General features: G+C 68.2%; 18 protein-coding genes. 10 read left to right on the top strand and 8 right to left on the bottom strand.

Features of this window, described 5'->3' with window-relative positions:
• Positions 1-110 precede the first annotated feature (110 nt).
• On the top strand, positions 111-1,172 hold the full coding sequence (locus tag ACSFB7_RS24360; protein WP_435474772.1) for an AbrB family transcriptional regulator: 1,062 nt from the start codon (positions 111-113) through the stop codon (positions 1,170-1,172).
• A 67-nt stretch (positions 1,173-1,239) separates the two neighbouring features.
• Here ACSFB7_RS24360 and ACSFB7_RS24355 read toward each other — a convergent pair whose 3' ends face one another.
• Entirely contained in the window at positions 1,240-1,518 is a 279-nt protein-coding gene (locus ACSFB7_RS24355; protein WP_435475201.1) for a BTH_I0359 family protein, read from the bottom strand.
• 118 nt (positions 1,519-1,636) lie between these two features.
• On the bottom strand, positions 1,637-2,830 hold the full coding sequence (locus ACSFB7_RS24350) for a DUF3108 domain-containing protein (protein WP_435474770.1): 1,194 nt from the start codon (positions 2,828-2,830) through the stop codon (positions 1,637-1,639).
• Positions 2,831-2,962: 132 nt separating this feature from the next.
• Between ACSFB7_RS24350 and ACSFB7_RS24345 the strand changes: the two genes are divergently transcribed.
• Together ACSFB7_RS24345 and ACSFB7_RS24340 are read left to right on the top strand one after the other, a co-directional pair.
• Positions 2,963-4,036, top strand: a complete 1,074-nt coding sequence (locus ACSFB7_RS24345) for a fumarylacetoacetate hydrolase family protein (RefSeq protein WP_435474768.1) — start codon at positions 2,963-2,965, stop codon at positions 4,034-4,036.
• A gap of 166 nt (positions 4,037-4,202) precedes the next feature.
• Positions 4,203-4,967, top strand: a complete 765-nt coding sequence (locus ACSFB7_RS24340) for a M48 family metalloprotease (RefSeq protein ID WP_435474766.1) — start codon at positions 4,203-4,205, stop codon at positions 4,965-4,967.
• A 16-nt stretch (positions 4,968-4,983) separates the two neighbouring features.
• Here ACSFB7_RS24340 and ACSFB7_RS24335 read toward each other — a convergent pair whose 3' ends face one another.
• Entirely contained in the window at positions 4,984-5,769 is a 786-nt protein-coding gene (locus ACSFB7_RS24335) for a helix-turn-helix transcriptional regulator (RefSeq protein ID WP_435474764.1), read from the bottom strand.
• A gap of 83 nt (positions 5,770-5,852) precedes the next feature.
• Between ACSFB7_RS24335 and ACSFB7_RS24330 the strand changes: the two genes are divergently transcribed.
• The 3 genes from ACSFB7_RS24330 to ACSFB7_RS24320 are packed head-to-tail and all read left to right on the top strand — an operon-like array spanning position 5,853 to position 8,822.
• On the top strand, positions 5,853-7,613 hold the full coding sequence (locus ACSFB7_RS24330) for an FAD-dependent monooxygenase (protein WP_435474762.1): 1,761 nt from the start codon (positions 5,853-5,855) through the stop codon (positions 7,611-7,613).
• Complete coding sequence (locus ACSFB7_RS24325) at positions 7,610-7,843, top strand: hypothetical protein (RefSeq protein WP_435474760.1); 234 nt, start codon at positions 7,610-7,612, stop codon at positions 7,841-7,843. Before ACSFB7_RS24330 ends, ACSFB7_RS24325 begins: the two co-directional genes overlap by 4 nt.
• Before the next feature lie 4 nt (positions 7,844-7,847).
• Complete coding sequence (locus ACSFB7_RS24320; RefSeq protein ID WP_435474758.1) at positions 7,848-8,822, top strand: Bug family tripartite tricarboxylate transporter substrate binding protein; 975 nt, start codon at positions 7,848-7,850, stop codon at positions 8,820-8,822.
• A 21-nt stretch (positions 8,823-8,843) separates the two neighbouring features.
• On the opposite strand, the gene ACSFB7_RS24315 is transcribed toward ACSFB7_RS24320, so the two are convergent.
• Genes ACSFB7_RS24315 through ACSFB7_RS24305 form a run of 3 tightly spaced genes read right to left on the bottom strand, consistent with a single transcriptional unit; the run spans position 8,844 to position 11,046 of the window.
• Positions 8,844-10,022 carry a toxin-antitoxin system YwqK family antitoxin gene (locus ACSFB7_RS24315; RefSeq protein WP_435474756.1) on the bottom strand — a complete coding sequence of 393 codons (1,179 nt, stop codon included), beginning with the start codon at positions 10,020-10,022 and terminating at the stop codon, positions 8,844-8,846.
• An 8-nt stretch (positions 10,023-10,030) separates the two neighbouring features.
• The gene (locus ACSFB7_RS24310) at positions 10,031-10,636 is read right to left on the bottom strand and encodes a MarC family protein (RefSeq protein WP_435474754.1); all 606 of its coding nucleotides are present in this window, start codon (positions 10,634-10,636) and stop codon (positions 10,031-10,033) included.
• Positions 10,633-11,046: a VOC family protein gene (locus ACSFB7_RS24305; protein WP_435474752.1), complete on the bottom strand. Its 414-nt coding sequence runs from the start codon at positions 11,044-11,046 to the stop codon at positions 10,633-10,635. The genes ACSFB7_RS24310 and ACSFB7_RS24305 overlap by 4 nt, the downstream gene beginning before the upstream one ends.
• A 64-nt stretch (positions 11,047-11,110) precedes the next feature.
• On the opposite strand from ACSFB7_RS24305, the gene ACSFB7_RS24300 reads away from it, so the two are divergent.
• The 4 genes from ACSFB7_RS24300 (at position 11,111) to ACSFB7_RS24285 (ending at position 16,116) form a co-directional block, all read left to right on the top strand.
• Positions 11,111-12,379 carry a TraB/GumN family protein gene (locus ACSFB7_RS24300; RefSeq protein WP_435474750.1) on the top strand — a complete coding sequence of 423 codons (1,269 nt, stop codon included), beginning with the start codon at positions 11,111-11,113 and terminating at the stop codon, positions 12,377-12,379.
• An 11-nt stretch (positions 12,380-12,390) separates the two neighbouring features.
• Positions 12,391-12,762, top strand: a complete 372-nt coding sequence (locus tag ACSFB7_RS24295; protein ID WP_435474748.1) for a DUF2946 family protein — start codon at positions 12,391-12,393, stop codon at positions 12,760-12,762.
• A 114-nt stretch (positions 12,763-12,876) separates the two neighbouring features.
• Positions 12,877-15,168: a TonB-dependent receptor gene (locus ACSFB7_RS24290; RefSeq protein ID WP_435474746.1), complete on the top strand. Its 2,292-nt coding sequence runs from the start codon at positions 12,877-12,879 to the stop codon at positions 15,166-15,168.
• A gap of 84 nt (positions 15,169-15,252) precedes the next feature.
• Entirely contained in the window at positions 15,253-16,116 is an 864-nt protein-coding gene (locus ACSFB7_RS24285) for a copper chaperone PCu(A)C domain-containing protein (protein ID WP_435474744.1), read from the top strand.
• 6 nt (positions 16,117-16,122) lie between these two features.
• Here ACSFB7_RS24285 and ACSFB7_RS24280 read toward each other — a convergent pair whose 3' ends face one another.
• Positions 16,123-17,874, bottom strand: coding sequence for a phospholipase D family protein (locus ACSFB7_RS24280; RefSeq protein WP_435474742.1), 1,752 nt, complete (start codon positions 17,872-17,874; stop codon positions 16,123-16,125).
• A gap of 91 nt (positions 17,875-17,965) precedes the next feature.
• Positions 17,966-19,867: an ATP-binding cassette domain-containing protein gene (locus ACSFB7_RS24275; RefSeq protein ID WP_435474740.1), complete on the bottom strand. Its 1,902-nt coding sequence runs from the start codon at positions 19,865-19,867 to the stop codon at positions 17,966-17,968.
• Positions 19,868-20,098: the final 231 nt, after the last annotated feature.

The following is a 20,098-nucleotide window of genomic DNA, read 5'->3' as shown; positions in this document are numbered from 1 at the left end:
GAACAGGAGTCGGGAGGCCCGCAGGGGCCAGTGTCGAAGGAAAAGCATCGCGCCATACTAGGCCCTCGGCGTCTTCCCGCCGTGCCATCCATTCCCGCTTTTCCCTGTCCGTGTCCTTCCGTTTTCTCCTTCGCGTGCTGGTCACGCTGTTGCTGGCGCTCGCCGCTGCGGGTGCTTGTCTTGCGCTGCACACGCCGCTGCCCTGGATGATCGGCCCGCTGCTCGCTGTGTCGCTGGCTTCGATCGCGGGCGCGCCCACGGCGAGTTCCACGCCGCTGCGCAATGCGGGGCAGTGGACCATCGGCACGGCCTTGGGGCTCTATTTCACGCCGCATGTGGTCTCGCTGGTGGCGAGCGTGTGGTGGGCGATTGGGCTGGCCATTGCCTGGGCGCTGTTGCTGGGATGGGGCTTCGGGCGTTGGCTGCATGGGCTGCACGCCGCGCGCATGCCGCATGTGCCGGCGAAATCCATGAGAGCCACTACTTACTTTGCAGGCGCGATCGGCGGTGCGTCGGAGATGACGCTGCTGGCCGAATCGGCCGGTGCGCGCACCGATCTCGTGGCCGCCGCGCACAGCCTGCGGCTGGTGGTAGTGACGGTCACGATCCCGTTCGCGATGCAGTGGAGCGGGCTGCAGGGGCTGGAGATCAACCCGCCCGGCCCGCGTGAAGTCAACACGGGCGGGTTGCTGCTGCTCGCGCTGGCCACGGGTGTCGGCGGGCTGGTGATGCGCGCGCTCAAGCGCACCAACCCGTGGTTCATCGGGCCGCTGCTGGTGGCGATGGGGTTCACCATCGCGGGCCAGTCGCTGTCGGCGGTGCCCACGTGGATGTCGAATGCGGCGCAACTGGTGATCGCGGTGAGCCTGGGCGTGCGCTTCAGCCGGGAGTTTCTGCACACGGCGCCGCGCTGGCTGGGCTCGGTCGTGTTGGGCACCTTCGGCATGCTGGTGCTGTGCGGTGGGGTGGCCTGGCTGCTGGCCTGGGCGACGGGGTTGCATCCGGCCACGATGCTCCTGAGCACCTCGCCGGGCGGCATCGCCGAGATGTCGATCACGGCCAAGGTGCTGCAGCTCGGGGTGCCGGTGGTCACGGCTTTTCAGGTGTGCCGGCTGGTGGCGGTGCTGCTGCTGGTGGGGCCGATGTTCCGGTGGATCTACCGCCGAGGGTGATGGCTGTCGCCCAATGAAAAAGCGCCCCGTGGGGCGCTTTGTTGTTTGCTTGAGCGGAGGGCTTGGCTCAGTGCACCAGCACCGGCGTGTGGGCCAGCTCGGCATAGCCTTCGAGCGTGTCCTCGACTTCTTCCTGCGTGGGCGTGTTGAGCTGCCAGGCAGTGATCTGCTGCTGGAACAGTTCGGCCCAGGAGCCGTCGAGGTAGACCTCCTTGCCCGAGCGCTTGTCCACGATTTCAAAACCGTGGCGTTCGAGGACGGGCACGTCGGGCTTCGCGCGCTCGTCGCCTTCATTTGGCTGCACGTGCACGACGACGAAGGACTCCGAGTCGTAAAGCATGTTCATGGCGGGCCCTGTGAGGATGTCGATGGCGTTCATGGGGGTTAGATAGCAATCAACGCGCCAGTTTCAAGAACAGTTGTCGTATGGCCTCGTCCTGGAGCTGATTTATGGTCTTTTTGCCTCAATTCACGGGCGCTTCGGGTAGGGATTTGCGCAATTGGGCGTCAGCGAAGTTGCCGTTGGGCTCGGTCTGCTTGATCCGCACCGGCAGGTAGCCGTACCCCGGGGCCAGCCAAAGCTCCAGCTTGCTGTCGAATTCCTGCCGGGGGCTGCGGGTGAGCTTGCGGGCCGTGTATTCACCGGCCGGCAGGCTCAGTTTTTCTTCTTCGCCGACCACGAAGACCCAGATGCCGGCATCGCGCGGCCCCACGGTCTGCACCGAAATCTTGCTGCCCGTGGGGTAGCGGCCCGGGTCGCCGGCCAGCAGGCCGCCGAGCTGCATCATCACGCTGAGCCGGTCTTGCGCGCCCGCCAGCAGTGGCACGGGGGGCGCGTTGTTGCTGAAGATCACCTGCGCCTGGTCGCGCACGAAATGCGAGGCCACCTCGGCCTTGCGGCTCTCGGAGTAGCGATCCGGCTCGATGCCCGAAGGGCCGATCCGGCCGGTGCTGTGCTGGCTGCGGATGGTGCTGAACAGCAGCTTGAGCGTCAGCCGCGCGTCGTAGCGGCTGCCGTCCTGCAGCCAGACCAGTTCGCCGAACACGCCCTGCATCGGCGAAGCGCCGTCCTGGCCGGTGGCCGTGAAATCGAGCGTGACCGAGCCCGGAATGCGCAGCGACTGGGTGCCGACGATGTTGCCCGACGCCGGGTTGGCGGCACCGGCCGTGGCCCCTGGCGGGCCGTTTCCGGTGCCACCTGCAGCCGATGCACCGGCTGGGGCGCTGGCAGCAGCTTCCGGCGGCTTTGCTCCTGAATCGGTAGCGGCCTGCGCAATCAGGTCGGGCGTTTCCGGGGTTGGGGTCGCAGAAGCATCCGGTTCCGGCGCAGCCGCCTCGGGCGCCGGCGCCGGCTTCGGCCGGGGCACCGACGGCGCGCGCGGCCGCCTGGGCTTCACCGCCGCTGGAGGCTTGGCTTCGACCGGCGCGGTCGCAGCCGGTGCCGCGGGCTTGTCCGAGGCCGGCGGCGCGATCACGATCGTGCGCGTGATGAACTTGTTCGCCAGCGGCGAAGGCTCCGGCCCCATGGCCGTCGGCGCCAGCCCGAGCACCAGCACATGGACCAGCGCCACCGCCAGCGTCAGCCCGGCCAGCACCCGCCAGGACGGACGACCGGGCAGGCGAAGGGACAGCGAAGAGGGGGCGACGAGCGTCGACATCAGTGTGTGGAGTGGGTGCGGCTGCGGAGGTTCACGAAGACCATCTCGGTACACTGCCGCCCGTTCAACCAGTTTAAGTGGGAGCGGCTGCGCAGCCTGTCTTCGCGCCGCTTTCGCACCACGCACCGCACCATGAAACTCGCCACCCTGAAGGACGGCTCGCGCGACGGCCAGCTCGTCGTCGTCTCGCGCGACCTCACGCTCGCCCACTACGCCACCGGCATCGCGAGCCGCATGCAGCAGGTGCTGGACGACTGGGGCTTCATGAGCCCGCAGTTGCAGGACCTGTACGACGCCGTCAACACCGGCCGCGCGCGCCATTCCTTTCCCTTCGATCCTTCGCTGTGCATGGCGCCCCTGCCGCGCGCCTACCAGTGGGCCGACGGCTCGGCCTACATCAACCACGTCGAGCTGGTGCGCAAGGCACGCAATGCCGAAGTGCCCGAGAGTTTCTACACCGACCCGCTGATGTACCAGGGCGGCAGCGACGACTTCCTCGGCCCGACCGACGACGTGATCGTGCCCAGCGAAGCCATGGGCATCGACTTCGAGGCCGAGATCGCCGTCATCACCGGCGACGTGCGCATGGGCGCCACGCCCGACCAGGCGCTGGACGGCATCCGCCTCGTGATGCTGGCCAACGACGTGAGCCTGCGCAACCTGATCCCGGCCGAGCTGGCCAAGGGCTTCGGCTTCTTCCAGAGCAAGCCCGCCACCGCCTTCAGCCCCGTGGCCGTGACGCTCGACGAGATCGGCGAGGCCTGGCAGGACGGCCGCGTGCACCTGGCGCTGCAAAGCAGCTGGAACGGCCGCAAGGTCGGCATGTGCGACGCCGGCCCGGAGATGACCTTCCACTTCGGCCAGCTCATCGCCCACATCGCCAAGACGCGCAACGTGCGCGCCGGCAGCATCGTCGGCAGCGGCACCGTGAGCAACAAGGGCGTCGAGAAGAAAGACGGCCAGATGGACTGGCCCAAGGGCTACTCGTGCATCGCCGAAAAGCGCTGCATCGAGACCATCCAGACCGGCGCGCCCGTCACCGACTTCATGAAGTTCGGCGACACCATCCGCATCGAGATGAAGGGCCTGGACGGCCGCTCGCTGTTCGGCGCGATCGACCAGGAAATCGTGTCGACGAACGGGCGGCCGAAAGAGGCGCCGGTGTCGCTGGTGAAGCCGCAGGCGGAAGAAGCCGCCGAAGACTGAGGCGCTGCGGCACAACGCCGCATGCATGCCCGCGCTCGCCACGGGCGCCCTCCCTGCCGTGGCTATGATCGCGCCGCTGCCTTCGCGTCCCTGAGTCGCGTCGGGCAGCGCGTCCGGCGGCTGCGTTCCGCGGCCGCCTCATACCAAGAAAAAAGGGAGTTTTCCAATGCGTTATTTGCCTATCACCGCGGCTGTGCTCGCGGTCGTCACCCTCGTCGGCTGCGAGACCATGAAGAACGCCGACACCGGCGGGCTCGCCCAGGCGGGCGGCTCGGCCCTGAAGGCCGTGTCGCTGACCGATGCGGAAGTTGCAGCGATGTCCGACCAGTCCTGCGCGGCCCTGGACCAGAAGAACCAGATCGCGCCCGCCAACAGCCGCTACACCACGCGCCTGAACCAGGTCATCAAGCAGATGCCCACCAGCGTGAACGGCAAGACGGCCAACTACAAGGTCTACATCACCAAGGACGTGAACGCCTGGGCCATGGCCAACGGCTGCATCCGCGTCTACAGCGGTCTCATGGACCTGATGAATGACGACGAACTGCGCGGCGTGATCGGCCACGAAATCGGCCACGTGGCGCTGGGCCACTCCAAGTCGCGCATGCAGACCGTCTACGCCGCCTCGGCCGTGCGCGGGCTGGCCGGTGCTGCCGGTGGTGTCGCGGCGCAACTGTCGAAGTCGCAGGCCGGCGACCTGGGCGAGAAGTTCGTCAACGCGCAGTTCTCGCAAGCGAACGAAACCGCGGCCGACAACTATTCCTTCGACCTGCTCACCGAGCGCAAGCTCGAGCGCAAGGGGCTGGTCAGCGCCTTCGACAAGTTGGCAAAGCTCAGTGGCGGCGCCACCGGCAGCTCGCTCATGAGTTCGCATCCGCCATCGGCCGAGCGCTCGGCGCGCATGCAAAAGCGCCTGGACGCCGCCAAATAAGCAAGCAGGCAGGGCGCTACGCGCCCGCCGTCGCGCGCAGCAGCAACTCTTTCTGCGAACGGATGCCGAGCCGCCTGAAGGCCCGGTACTGGTGCGTGCGAACGGTGGTCAGCTCGACGCCGATCTCGCGCGCCGCTTCCTTGGCGGTCTTGCCCGCCATCAGGTGCGCGATGACCTCGCGCTCGCGCAGGCTCAGCGTCAGCAGGCGCGAGGCAAAAGCCGGCGCCACCGCTTCCCGTGCAACCACCGCGCTGCGGCCGTGCGCCATCGTGGCGTCGGCCAGCAGCGTGGCGTGGGTCTGGATCACCGCGAAGTCGCTGTCGCCGAACTCGGGTTGCGCCAGGCTGCGATAGAAGCTCACCGCCACGCGCTGGCCGGTGGGCGTCAGCAGCAGCACCGAGGCGCGTTCGCGGATGCCGACGTCGCCATAGCAGGCGGCGCGGTAGGCCGGGTCGGCCACTTCGTCGGCGCGCTGATGGCCCAGCCACAACTGCGCGCGCCGCGGCAGCTTGCGGGCCGCGAGCCAGGTCATGTTGGGGTCGAGCAGGTCGAAGCGCAGTGCCACATAGCGTTCGGCGGTGCGCTCGGCCGTGCTGCCGTAGCTGCTGGCGGCCGATACCGCCTCGATGCGGCCGGTGGCGTCGACCACGAACACGGTGCAGAAGGTCACGGGCATCACGCGGTGCATGGCCGCGAGGTAGCTCGTGGCCAGGTGCGGCGTGCCGATGCCGGCCAGCACATCGCCGACCACGGCCGCGGCCAGCGCGGCGTCGGTGGTGGGGTGGATACGCCAGCGTCTCATGGGTCCAAAGGAAAGGGGAGGGTAAGTACCTCGTACGAAGTTATGACAGTGAGGGCCGTGGCGCATCGGGACAATCCCGTTGCATGACGAACCCCACCGTTGCCGCCATCGCCGATGCCGCGAGCGGCCCCGTGCCGCCGCCGATGCACGCCACCGAACTGCCGCCCTCGGTCGGCGCCTTCCACTACACGCGCTACAAGCCCTGGACGCCGCCGCTTGAAGAAGGCGGCATCGAGCCCGGCCGCCATCCGGTCGTGATCGCCGGCGGCGGACCGGTCGGCATGGCGCTCGCGCTGGGGCTGGCCAACCACGGCGTGCGCTGCGTGATCCTCGAAGCCGACGACACGGTGTGCGTCGGCAGCCGCGCGGCCTGCATCTCGCGCCGCAGCCTTGAAATCATGGCGCGGCTCGGCGTGCTGCCGGCCTTCATGGCCAAGGGCCTGCCGTGGACCGGAGGGCGCAGCTTCTACAAGACGGCCGAGGTGTTCCGCTTCGAGATGCCGCACGACGCGCAGCAGAAGCTGCCGCCGATGATCAACCTCGAGCAGTACTACGCCGAGCACTACCTGCTCGAAGAAATCTTTCGCCGCAACGAGGCGACGCCGGGGCTCATCGACATCCGCTGGGGCACCGAGCTCACCGGCCTTGCGCAAGGCGACGACGGCGTGGCGCTCGATGTGCGCAATGCCGAAGGCAGCTACAGCCTGCACGGCCAGTGGCTCGCGGCCTGCGACGGTGGCCAGAGCTTCGTGCGCAAGGCGCTGGGGCTCGCGCTCGAAGGCACGGGCTACGAAGGCCGCTACGTGATCATCGACATCGAGCTGCACAGCGACCATCCGACCGAGCGCCGCGCATGGTTCGACCCGCCGTGGAACCCCGGCTCCACCGTGCTGATGCACCGCCAGCCCGACGACATCTGGCGCATCGACTACCAGTTGCGCCCCGGCCAGAGCACCGAAGAAGCGCTGCAGCCGCCCGCCGTGGCCGAGTTCGTGCAGCGCCACCTCGACGCCATCGGCGAAGGCCACCTGCCCTGGAAGACGGTGTGGACCTCGGTCTACCGTGCCGGCGCGATGACGCTCGACAGTTATCGCCACGGCCGCGTCGTGTTCGCGGGCAATGCGGCGCATGCGATGCCGATCTTCGGCGTGCGCGGGCTCAACTCGGGCTTCGACGATGCGGACAACCTCGCGTGGAAGCTGGCGCTGGTGGCGCGCGGCGCGTCGGATGCGGCGCTGCTCGACTCGTACTCGCAGGAGCGCATCGCGGCCTTTCATCTGAACGCCGAGAACGCGATGCGCAGCACCGAGTTCATGTCGCCGCCGTCGCGCGGCTTCGACCTGCTGCGCGAGGCGGCGCTGTCGCTGTCCGAGGCGCATCGGGGCATCGCGCAACTGATCAATCCGCGCCAGACGCAGGCGGTGCGCTATGCCGACTCGGCGTTGTCGAGCGAAGGCGATGCGCTGCCGGCGGGACCGCTGCCGGGCGAGGTGATGGCGGATCAGCCGCTCGCACAAGGCCATCTCACCGACTGGATCGCGCCGGTCTTCACGCTGCTGGTGCTGCGGTCCGATGTGGTCTCGCTGCCTGCCGCCGACATCGCGCAGGCGCAGCAGGGCGCCTTGCCGTTTGTGGTTCGCACCATCGCGAGCCTGGGCGTGGATGGCGCCGATGCGCAGGCGTCCGCCACCGTCTTCGCTGCGCTCGGTGCCAGCGATGGCGCGGTCTACCTGCTGCGCCCCGATGGCCACGTGGCCGCGCGCTGGCACCGCCCGCCGGCCGGTGCCTTGCAACCTGCGCTGGCACGCGCCGCCGCCATCGCTTCACAGGAGCTTTCCGCATGACGACCCCCGCATCGCTCAACCCCGACGCCCGCGACCGCCTCTACGCCGAGTGCGCGCGCGCCATCAGCGAAGCGGGTGCCGAGCGCGAATCGCTGTTCCTCGCGCGGCTCGCATTGCTGCTGTTCGAGCAGGTCGGCGACGAGGCCCGCTGCCGCGATGCGCTGGCCGACGCATTGCGCGCGCTGCCCGTACCATCGCTGTCTGCTTTCGAACTACAAACAGGAGATTGATCTCATGGACCGCCGCACCCTTCTCGCCACGCTCGCCTCCGGCGCCGCCGTGGCCGCCAGCCCCTTCGCTCGCGCACAGGACTACCCCGCACAGCTCGTCAAGTGGGTCGTGCCGTATCCCGCAGGCGGCGGTACCGACGTGATCGCGCGCGTGCTGGCCGAATCCATGCGCCAGACGCTGGGCCAGCAGATCGTGGTCGACAACCGCCCCGGTGCTTCCACCAACATCGGCGCCGACATCGTCGCCAAGAGCAAGCCCGACGGCTACACGATTCTTTCGGCCGACAACGCGGTGCTGGCCTTCAACGAGCACCTGTTCAGCAAGCTGCCGTTCAACCCCGAAAAAGACTTCACCTACATCGGCGCCATCGGCAAGTTCCCGCTCGCGCTGGTGGTGCATCCGGACTTTCCGGCGAAGAACTTCAAGGAGTTCCTGGCCTACGTGAAGGCCAACCCGGGCAAGGTCAACTACGCCTCGCCGGGCAACGGCTCGCCGCATCACCTGGCGATGGAAATGTTCAAGGTGCGCACCGGCACCTTCATCACCCACATTCCGTACCGTGGCGCCGCGCCCGCCATGGCCGACGTGATGGGCGGTCAGGTGCCCTGCATGTTCCTGGACCTGGCCTCGGGCCTGTCGATCATGCAGAGCAACAAGGTGCGCGTGCTGGCCATCGGCTCGGGTGCGCGCAGCAAGCTGCTGCCCAACGTGCCGACGCTGGCCGAAGTGGGCGTGCCCAACACCGAGGTGTTCGCGTTCCAGGGCATCCTCGGCCCGGCCGGCCTGTCGCCTGCGGTGGTCAACAAGCTCAACGGTGACCTGAACAAGGCCTTCGGCACGCCGACCGTGCAAAAGCGCTTCGAGGACTTCGGCATGGAAGCGATGCCCGGCACGCCGGCGCAGTTCGCGGCGCTGTCGCGCGCGGAATCGATGCGCTGGGGCCCGATCATCAAGCAGGCTGGCATCAAGCTGGACTGATGCCCGCAGCGGGCGTTCACCCTATCTCGTGAACGCCTTGCGCGAGCCGTCCTCGAAGACTTCGTCGTCGCGCTGCAGCTCGCCGTTCTCGTCCCAGGCGCGTTCGCGCGTCACGCGGCCCTTGGCGTCGAAGCTCGACTCGGCCAGCAACTGGCCTTTTTCGCTGAAGCGCTGGTGCGTGCCGGTGGGCACCTGCCGGCCGCGGCTCGCGACCTGGTAGCTGCCCTGCGCGGCGCGCTGGCCGTTGTCGTGGAACTCGGTGACTTCCACCGTGCGCGTGTCGCCACTGCCGCTGTACACCGCCTTGCTGCTCGGCTGGCCGTTCAGGTAGTAGCTGTCGTCGACCACCGGCTCGCCCGAGGTGTTCCAGCGCTGGTCGCGCACCAGCGTGCCCTTTTCGGAGAAGGCCTGTTCGCGCTGGCGGATCGTGGTGCGCTCGACCAGCAGGTACACCGTCTCGCGGCGCTTGATGCCTTCGGATGAATAGTTCTGCTCGGTGCGCTGGGTGCCGACGGTTTCGTCGAGCAGCGCGGTCTTTCCGTTGTCGTAGAAGTTCTGCGTGCGCACCCGCTTGCCCGCCAGGTACGACAGCCGCGAACGCAGCGTGCCGCGCGTGTCGAACAGCTCGACCTGCGACGCGTTGCCGGTGAAGCCGCACAGCTTGGCGTCGTCGACCACGGGCGCGAGCGCCGGCGCGTCGGCGCAGCGCAGGGCCGACATCTGGCCGCGCTCGGTGAACTCGACCGAGGCGCGCTCGCTGCCGGTGTCCGGGTAGAACATCGCGCGCCGCAACTGGCCGGTGGGGTAGAAGCTGCGAACGAGCCCGCGCTCCTGGCCGTCGTCGTAGGTGGCGTCGCGCAGCACGCGGCCGGTGGGCGAGAACTCGCGGGCGCGGCCCTGCATGTTGCCCTTGGCATTGAGCGTGTGCTCCTTGGCGAGCTTGCCCTTGTCGTACAGGCGCACCAGGCCCATGGACACGCCGTTCTGCACCTGCTCCTCGCGCTGCAGCTCGCCGCTTGCGCGGTCCTTGCAGCGCAGCAGGCCGGTCTTGCCGGCAAGGCTGGCGCCGTTGTTGGGGTTGATGCTGCGGCCGTTGAGGTCGCAGTCCTGCTGCGCATGAACCGCCGTGGCACCGAGCAGGGGAACGAGCGCGGCAAGGCCGGTCCGGAGCAGGCGCGGGAGAGCGGCAAAGACAGGCATGGCGCGAGTCACCTTCCCATTTCAGCGGCCAGCAGCTTGACGCCGCGGATCATCATCTCGACCGAGACGGCCACCAGGATCAGGCCCATGAGCCGCTCGAAGGCCTGCACCAGCCGTTCGCCCACCAGCCGCTGGATGCGTTCGGCCAGCACTAGCACCACGGCGCACACCGCCATGGTGACGCTGAGCGCCGCGACCCATTCGAGGCGCCGCTCGGGCGCCTGCGACACCAGCAGCATCACCGTGGCCAACGCAGAAGGGCCGGCCAGCGCGGGCACGGCCAGCGGCACGATCAGTGGCTCTTCGGCCGGCGTGGCGGAGGGCGCGGCGACGTGCTCGGGCGGGAAGATCATGCGCAGCGCGATCAGGAACATCACGACGCCGCCCGCGATCTGCAGCGACAGGCCCGACAGCCCCATCACCCGCAGGAAGCCGTCGCCCACGAACATGAAGCCCAGCAGCAGGGCGAAGGCGATCAGCACTTCGCGCACGATCACCCGGGTGCGGCGCTCGGGCGCCACGCCCTTCAGCGCATTGGCGAAGATCGGGATGTTGCCCAGCGGATCGGTGATCAGCAGCAACAAGACCGTAGCCGATGCGAAGGTGTAGCTCACTTGTCGTAAAGCGTATCAAGCGAACGGAAGCCCTTGACCTCGATCGGGTTGCCAAAGGGGTCGCTGAAGAACATCGTCCACTGCTCGCCGGGCTGGCCTTCGAATCGCACCTGGGGCTTCAGCACGAAGTCGGTGCCGGCGGCTTCGAGGCGCTGGGCCAGCGCCTTCCAGTCGGGCAGGGCCAGCGCAAGGCCGAAATGCGGCATCGGCACCATCACGTCGCCGACGCGGCCGGTGCGCGTGGTGGCGAAGGGCTCGCCCAGGTGAAGGGAGATCTGGTGGCCGAAAAAGTCGAAATCGACCCAGGTGTCGGTGCTGCGGCCTTCGGCGCAACCCAGGACGTCGCCATAGAAACGGCGGGCACCGTCGAGATCGCGAACGTGGAAGGCAAGATGGAAGATGCTCTGCATGGTTTCGGATTATGGGCAGCGGTGCTGTGAGAATGCCGGACTTTCTTTCATCTTGGAGCAAGCCTTGCGGATACTCCGAAGCCTCTCCGCGTGGATGCGCGGCCTTGATTTCACGACGCCGACGCGCCTCGTGCAGAGCCTTCCGCGCCTGCCACGCCAGTTGCTGGCCGGCGCCTGCTGCGTCTTTACATTCGCGGCCCATGCCGCCTGCCCGCCCTCGGCCATCGCCAGCCTCGAAAAGCCGGGCATCGGCCTGCGCAACGGCATCGACCGCGGGATGCTGTGGCGCATCGAAAAAGACGGCCGTACTTCCTGGTTGTACGGAACCATCCATATCGGGCGTGGCGACTGGGTGCGCCCCGGCCCGACCATCCAGAAGGCGCTGGCGCAGAGCGACACGCTCGCGCTGGAGCTGGACTCGCGCGACGAGGCCACGGCCAAAACCATGTCCCAGCCGGCCGATCCGGCGCTGGTGGCACGCGTGCTCAGCGGTGAGCGTGCGCGTCGGCTGGAGCGTCAGAACAGCGAAGCCTGCGTGCCGCCGGGCACGTTGTCGAAGTTGCAGCCGATCCTGCAGGTGACGGCGCTGGCCGGGCTGGTGGCGCGTGCGGACGGCCTGTACCCGGAATTCGGCGTCGACGAAACGCTGGCCGTGTCCGCGCGCAACAGCAACAAGCCGATCGTCGCGCTCGAAAGCGCGGCCGAGCAACTGAAGGTGCTGACGGGCGAGTCCGAAACCGAAGAGGCCGAGCAGGTCGATGCGGCACTCGACGAACTCGAATCCGGCAAGCTGCGCGGGCAGATGAAGGAGCTGGCCGATGTCTGGGCGCGCAGCGACGCGACCAAACTCGCCCGCTATGCCGAGTGGTGCGACTGCCTCAACACGCCCGCCGAGCAACGCCTCATGAAGCGCCTGCTGGACGACCGCAACCCGGGCCTGGCCGACGGCATCGAGCGGCTGCATGCGGGTGGCAAGAACGTGTTCGCGGCCGTCGGTGCGCTGCACATGATCGGCCCGCAGGGCCTGCCCACGCTGATGGCGGCGCGCGGCTTCACCGTGACGCCGGTGCTGACCGACGCGCAGGCGCAGACGGCGCAGCCGATGCCGGCGCTCGCGGCGCCGTCGCCGGGCCCCAGGGCCACGCGCGGTGGCAAGGCCGTCAAGGGCCAGCGGGGCCAGAAGGGCGCGCCGGCTGCCAAGGGCGCCAAAGCCGGCAAGTCGGCGAAGGCCGCGCCGGCCCAGAAGGCGCAGAAGGGCGCTGCTTCGAAAGCGCCGGCCAAGGCCGCGCCGCGTGGCGCCGCACCGGCCACTAAGGCCAAAGTGCGCAGATAATCGCGACCGCCATGCACGCGCTGCGCCACCCCACCCGCCTCCTCGGCCAGATCGGCCGCTGGGTGCTGTTGTGGTTTGTGCTGTCGCTGGGCGTGGCGGTGGCGTCGCCGCTGGTGCATCCGCAGGCCATGGAGCTGGTGTGTGCCGGCGCGGGTTCCATCAAGGTGGTGGTGCACACCGAAAACGGCGCGCAGGAAATGGGCGCCTCGCACATGGACTGCCCGCTGTGCGTGCTGACCGGTGCGCCGCCACCGGTCGTGGCCGTGGCCTCGTTCGATCTTCCCTTGCCGCTGGGCCGCGTGGTCCAGTCGATTCCCGCCGCGCGCCTTGCCGCGGCCACCGCTGCGCCACCGCCGGCGCGCGGGCCCCCGACTTTCTCCTGACTTTCAAAACCATCGCTGCATGCGGCCGACCGACGGTCGCCTGCGGCCCGTCTGGCTTGAAGTTCGTGGAGCAGGTTTCCCGTGAAAAAACATTCCCGCGCCTTGGCAATCGCCTTGGCATTCCCCCTGGGCGCACCCGCGTTGGCGCAGCAGCAGGCGGCCGACCCGCCTGAAGGCGGCGGCAACAACGGCCGCGCCCTGAGCACCGTCACCGTGAGCGGCGGCCGGCCGACCTCGCTGCCGGCGCAGATACCGACCACCATCGAAGGCGTGACACACGATCAGATCGTGGAAACCGTCAACGCCACCGACAGCGAGGACGCACTCAAGTACCTGCCGAGCCTGGTCGTGCGCAAGCGCTACATCGGCGACTTCAACCATGCGGTGCTCGCCACCCGCGCCTCGGGTACGGGCAACAGCGCGCGCTCGATGGTCTATGCCGACGGCATCATGCTGTCGAACCCGCTGGGCAACGGCGCCACCTACGCGCCGCGCTGGGGCATGGTGTCGCCGGAAGAAATCGAGCGGGTCGACGTGCTCTACGGGCCGTTCTCTGCCGCGTACCCGGGCAACTCGGTGGGCGCGGTGGTCGACTACGTGACGCGCATGCCCACGCAGTTCGAGGCGCACGTCAAGCTCAGCGGCTTTGCGTCGAACTTCGACCTGTACAACAGCCATTCGTCGCCCGCCGGCCAGCAGCTCGACCTGTCGCTGGGCAGCCGCAGCGGCGACTGGTCGTGGTGGCTCAGCGCCTCGCGCACCCAGAGCAAGGGGCAGGCGCTGGTGTTCGGCAACCGCCTCGTGAGCGCCGGCACGGTCGGCAGCGCCGGCACGCCGGTCACGGGCGCGGTGCTCGGGCTGAATCCATCGAACCAGCCGTGGTGGCTGGTGGGCGGCGCCACCATCTACGACACCACGCAGGAGCAGGCCAAGCTCAAGGTGGCGTACGACTTTTCGCCGACCGTGCGCGCCACCTACACGCTGGGCGCCTGGAACAACACCACGCACGGCAGCGTCGACACCTACCTGCGCAACGCCTTCGGGCAGCCGGTGTACGGCGGGCTGGTGAACATCGGCGGGCGCAGCTACAACCTCGACACGCCGAGCGCCGCGCTGGCGCCGACCGAGACCGCGCTCACGCACTACATGCACGGCCTTTCGGTGAAGAGCCACACAGGCGGCGTGTTCGACTGGGAAGTGGCGGCGAGCCTGTTCGACTATTCGAGCGACACCTCGCGCACGCCGACCACGCCGCTGCCCGCTGCCTTCAACGGCGGCCCGGGGCGCACCACCGACATGGGCGGCTCGGGCTGGAACACCTTCAAGGCGGCCGGCACATGGCGGCCCACCGGTTCGGCGGAAGGCGTGGGCGCGCACGTGGTCGACTTCGGCTTCCAGCAGGACACGGCGCGGCTGCGCACCAGCGTCGGCAACACGCTCGACTGGATCGGCGGGCCGGCGGTGTCGCCGTTCTCAGCCTTCAACGGCAACACGCGGCTGCAGTCGCTCTATGTGCAGGACACCTGGCGCTTTGCCGCCGACTGGAAGACCACGCTGGGCTTGCGCCACGAGCGCTGGGAAGCCTACGGCGGCCAGCTCGGCAACGCGACGTCGCTGCTGAACTTCGCGCCGCGCAAGAACAGTTATGACTCGCCCAAGGCGGCCATCGCCTGGCAGGCCACGCCGGCGTGGCTCTTCAAGGCCTCGACCGGCCGCGCGGTGCGCATGCCGACGGTGAGCGAGCTGTACCAGGGCTCGATCAGCGGCAACCAGGTCGTCAACACCAACCCGAACCTGCGCCCCGAGCGCTCGTGGACCACCGAACTCAGCGCCGAGCGCGACCTCAAGGGCTGGGGGCTCGACGGCGTGCTGCGCACCACGCTGTTCTTCGAGAACACGAAGGACGCGCTCTACACGCAGGCGCTGACCAACCTCGTGAGCACGGTGCAGAACGTCGATGCGATCCGCACGCGCGGGCTCGAAGTGGCGCTGAACGCGGTCGACGTCGGCATCCAGGGGCTCGACCTGAGCGGCAGCCTCACGCTCGCCAACTCGAAGATCACCGCCAACAGCGGCTTTCCGGCCAGCGTCGGCCAGCAGCAGCCGCGCGTGCCCAAGGTGCGCGCCGCGCTGCTCGCCACCTACCGGCCCGATGCCAACTGGAGCTACACCGTCGGCGCGCGCTACAGCGGCAAGCAGTACGGCACGCTCGACAACAGCGACCCCAACGGCGCCGCGTACATGGGCTTCTCGAAGTTCTTCGTGGTCGACGCGCGCATACGCTACCGGATCGACCGGCAGTGGAGCGCGGCCGTGGGCATCGACAACCTGAACAACAACAAGTACTGGGCCTTCCACCCGTACCCGCAACGCACCTATGTGGCCGAACTCAAGTTCGACCTCTGACTTTTTCCTTCATTCATCCGATTCTTCAAGGAGCCTTCCATGACCTCTTCGCGCATCGCTCTCAAAACCGTAGCGGCATACGCAATGCTGACAGGCGTTACAGCAGTATTTGCCCACGTCACGCTGCCGCCGGGCGGCGCCACGGTCGGCAGCGACTACAACGCGGCCTTTCGCGTCGGCCACGCCTGCGAAGGCGCCAAGGCCACCACCGGGCTGGCCGTGCGCCTGCCCAAGGGCTTCGTGTTGAGCGACGCCCAGGAACGCAAGGGCTGGAAGCTCGACGTGCAAAAGAGCAAGGGCGACGGCGAGGTGCGCTGGACCGCCGAGACCGCGCAGAACGCGCTGCCCGGCAGCGAGCGCGGCGAGTTCGTGCTGCGCGGCAAGGTGCCAGGCATGCCGGGTCCGCTGTGGTTCAAGGTGCTGCAGACCTGCGACGTGGGCAGCGTCGACTGGGCCGAAGTGCCGGCATCGGGCAACTCGACCGCCGGCCTGAAGAGCCCGGCCGCCAAGGTCCAGGTGGTGGCGCAGGGCGTGGCGACGGTCGACGTGCGCGACGGCTGGGTGCGCCAGTCGGTGCCGGGCCAGAGCGGCACCGGTGCCTTCATGAAGCTGACCGCGCCCACCGGCACGAAGCTCGTCAGCATTTCGACGCCGGCCGCCGGCGTGGCCGAAGTGCACGAGATGAAGATGGAAGGCGACACCATGAAGATGCGCGAGCTGACCGGCGGCCTCGACCTGCCCGCGGGCCAGACCATCGAGCTCAAGCCGGGCGGCTATCACGTGATGATGATGGACCTGAAGGGCGCGCTGGCGAAGGGCGCGACCGTGCCGATGACGCTGAAGTTCGAGGACGCCAAAGGCGTGAAGACCGCGCTGGACGTGACGCTGCCGGTGGGCACGCCCGAAGGCGCCGATGCGGCCGGCTCGGCGCATCAACACAAGCACTGAGTTCGGCTAGAGCAACTGGTCCGGCGCCAATGGCCCGAAGAGCTTGAGCATCAGCCGCAGGCCGGCACCGGTGTCGGGCTCGGTGGTCGTGTCCTGCAGGCCGCTGCCTTCGGGCGCGCGCCAGATCAGCGAGCCCTTCACCAGCTCGACGTGCCAGGCCCGCTCGCGCAGGCCGCGCTCGATCTGCACCGAAGCCAGCTTCGAGAGTTCGTCGCTGCGGATCAGCAGCGCGATCTCGGTGTTCTGCAGTTGCGAGCGCAGATCGAGGTTCATCGAGCCGACCACCAGCAGCCGGCCGTCGAGCACCAGCACCTTGGAATGCAGCATCGCGCGCGATTCGCCCGTGGCGTTGCTGCCGCCGCCGCTCGAACCGCCGAAGACCGTGCCGAAGCTGGCCTGCTCGCTGCGCAGTTCGTAGAGTTCAAGGCCCATCTTCAGCAGTTCCTCGCGGTGACGGGCGTAGCCGACGTGGGCCGCCGGCGCGTCGTTCGAGGCCAGCGAGTTGGTCAGCACCCGGATGCGCACGCCCTTGGCGCGGGCGGCGGCGAAGGCTTGCGTCATGTCCCGGCCCGGCACGAAGTAGGGCGAGATGATCAGCAGGTCGCTGCGCGCCTGGCCGATGAGTTGCAGCAGGCCTTCGACCACGGTGTCGCCATTGGCCGCGAGGGTCGATGCTGCCGTCAGCGCTGCCGCGCCGCGTGAGGCGGCGGCCTTGTCGTCCGGGCGGCTGACGACCAGGCCGGGCGCCTTCTGTGCTTCAGGCCCCGAGTCGGCCGCGATCTTGCCGGGCTTGTCGGCCAGCATCACGGCGGGGGCCCAGACGAATTGGGCGGTGCGCAGGTCGAGCGCTTTTTCGTCCCACGCGCGCGAACGTTGTGCCGCGGTGGGCGGCATGTCTGGCGATGGCTCGCCGCCCGGCTGCGCGGTCGTTCCTTCGGTGGCCTGCAGCCGCGCGGCTTCGTCGGCCAGTTCCTGGTCGGCCTTTTTCGCCCGCTCGCGGATTTCCTGCAGTTCGTCGCGCGTGACCAGCGACTGCACCGGATAGGCGCGCTCGTTGTTCCAGTAGCTGTCGAAGCTGCGCGAGAGGTCCTGCACGATCGGGCCGGCCGCCAGCACGTCCACGTCGATGAAGTTGCCGGTGGTCGCGTTGCCGAAGTAGGCATCGCCCAGGTTGCGGCCGCCCGCGACGCCGAGCACGTTGTCGGCCAGGAACAGCTTGTTGTGCATGCGCTGCTGGATGCGCGAAGCGTCGCCGATCGAGTTGAAGAGGCGGCTGAAGGTGGAGTCGCGCGAACCCGCCAGCGGGTTGAACAGCCGCATCTCGATGTTCGGGATGAAAGCCAGGCCGAGCACCAGCGCGTCGCGGCCGGTGCTGTGGAAATCGTCGAGCAGCACACGCACGCGCACGCCGCGCTCGGCGGCGGTCCGCAGGCTGCGCACCAGCCGGCCGGTGCTGGCGTCGGCGTGGATGGCGTAGTACTGCAAATCGAGCGTCTTCTGCGCGTTTTCGATCAGCGCGAGCCGGCTGCCGTAGGCGGCCTGCGGGCCGCCGAGCAGCAGGAAACCGGATTCGTAGCGCGCCTTGTCGGCCTGCCGGCGCTCCTGGACCAGCGTGGCCAGGGCGGTGCCGTCGGGCGAGGCCAGCGCCGTGGTCACCGGGCGGTCGACGTTCTGCGGCAGTTGCGCGCAGGCGCCCAGGATCGCGATGGCAAGAAGGGCGGCGGTACGACGCAGGAACGCGTGGAGTGAGGAGGGCATGCGGCTTTCCCGGGGCTTGGAGGGATGAGCCGCATGTATAGCCTAGTCGGCGCCCGCCGCGCGTCGGACGGGCGGACGACCGGGGTGGGCGTTAACGCGCGGTGCTCAGTTCTTCCTGCCGTTCGAGGGCGGCGAGCAGCTCGTCGTCGATCTTGGCGTGGCGTTCGGCCAGTTCGGTGGCGCGCGAGGCGTCACTGGCGTAGATGGCGCCGCCATCGAGTTCGAGCATTTCGGAAATGCGCTTCTGCTCGGTTTCGAGGGTCTCGATCTGGGCGGGGAGGGCATCCAGTTCGCGCTGCTCCTTATATGAGAGCTTCTTGCGCGGCGCGGTCGCACGGGCGGCGGGCTCGGTGCTTGCCGCCGCAGGCGCGGGGGCCGGTGCTGCAGCGGGTGCGGCGGCCTGGCGCTGCTCGGCGATCTCGCGGGCGCGCTTGGACTGGATCAGCCAGTCCTGCACGCTGCCCTCGTACTCGCGCCAGTGGCCGTTGCCCTCGAAGGCGATGGTGCTGGTGACCACGTTGTCGAGGAAGGTCCGGTCGTGGCTCACGAGGAACACGGTGCCGTCGTAGTCCTGCAGCAGGCTTTCGAGCAGTTCCAGGGTGTCGATGTCCAGGTCGTTGGTCGGTTCGTCGAGCACCAGCACGTTGGCGGGGCGGGCGAACAGGCGGGCCAGCAGCAGGCGGTTGCGTTCACCGCCGCTGAGCGAGCGCACGGGGGAGTTGGCGCGCGCGGGGGAGAACAGGAAGTCCGACAGGTAGCTCTTGACGTGCTTGCGCTGGCTGCCGATCTCGATCCACTCGCTGCCGGGGCTGATGAAGTCTTCCAGCGTGGCGTCGAGGTCGAGCTTGTCGCGCATCTGGTCGAAATACGCCACCTGCAGGTTGGTGCCGCGGCGGATCTTGCCGCTGTCGGGTTCGAGCTCGCCCAGGATCAGCTTGAGCAGCGTGGTCTTGCCCGCGCCATTGGGGCCGAGCAGGCCGATCTTGTCGCCGCGCAGGATGGTGCCGCTGAAGTTGCGGATGACGGTCTTCTCGCCGAAGGACTTGGTGGCCTCGGTGAGTTCGGCCACGATCTTGCCGCTGGACTGGCCGGAAGCCACGTCCATGTTGACGCTGCCTTGCACCTCGCGGCGGGAGACGCGGCTGGCGCGCAGTTCCTGCAGGCGGGTGATGCGGCTCTGGCTTCGGGTGCGGCGGGCTTCAACGCCCTTGCGGATCCAGATTTCTTCTTGAGCCAGCAGCTTGTCGGCCTTGGCGCTGATGACGGCTTCCTGGGCGAGCTGCTCTTCCTTCTGTAATAGGTACTGCTCGAAATTGCCGGGGTAGGAGTTCAGCTTGCCCCGGTCCAGCTCCACGATGCGGGTGGCGACGCGGTTCAGGAAGCTGCGGTCATGAGTGATGGTGACGACGCTGCCCTTGAAGTCGATCAGCAACTGTTCGAGCCACTCGATGGAGTCCAGGTCCAGGTGATTGGTGGGCTCGTCCAAGAGAAGGACGTCCGGCGCGGCCACGAGGGCCTGGGCCAGGGCGACGCGCTTGCGGGTGCCGCCGGAGAGAGAGCCGACGCGGGCGTTGCGGTCCAGGTGCAGGCGATGCAGCGTCTCTTCTACGCGCTGCTCCCAGTTCCAGGCGTCGAAGGCTTCGATCTGGGACTGGAGGGCGTCGAGGTCCAGGCCGTCCGCGCCGGACAGATAAAGATCACGGATGGCAATGACCGGGCCCAGGCCCTGGCTGGCTGCGGTGAAGACGTCCGCATCCATATCGAGCGCCGGCTCCTGGGCCACATAGGCCACCCGGAGGTTCTGCTGAAGTTGGAGGGTGCCATCGTCTGCCTTTTCCAGGCCGCCCAGTATCTTGAGCATGGACGACTTGCCAGCGCCATTGCGCCCGATCAGGCCGATGCGTTCCGATTCAAGAAGAGAGAAGTCCGCATGATCGAGCAGCGGGACGTGACCGAACGCGAGTTGCGCGTCGAGGAGTGTGATGAGTGCCATGTGGCACGGATTATCGGAGGGGGCACAAGACAGGGATAAGCAAGGGGAAGGCGAGTGCTTCTATATAAGAAGGGCTTGAAGACGATTTCTGTTGGGGAGAGTCTTGCGGGGCCCAAAAACTGTCATATACTCGTGGGCTCAGCTGATCGCGCTGCAAAGCGTGTCTGGTGGTTCAAGTCTCTTCGGAGCGAGCGGCTAGGCGGTTGAGAAAAAAGTCTTCGAAAGTTGACG

Origin of the sequence: Variovorax raffinosi, assembly GCF_051216615.1 — a bacterium.
GTDB lineage: Bacteria > Pseudomonadota > Gammaproteobacteria > Burkholderiales > Burkholderiaceae_C > Variovorax.
Note: the sequence above shows the minus strand (reverse complement) of the source record. Positions and strands in the feature narration are given on the sequence as shown.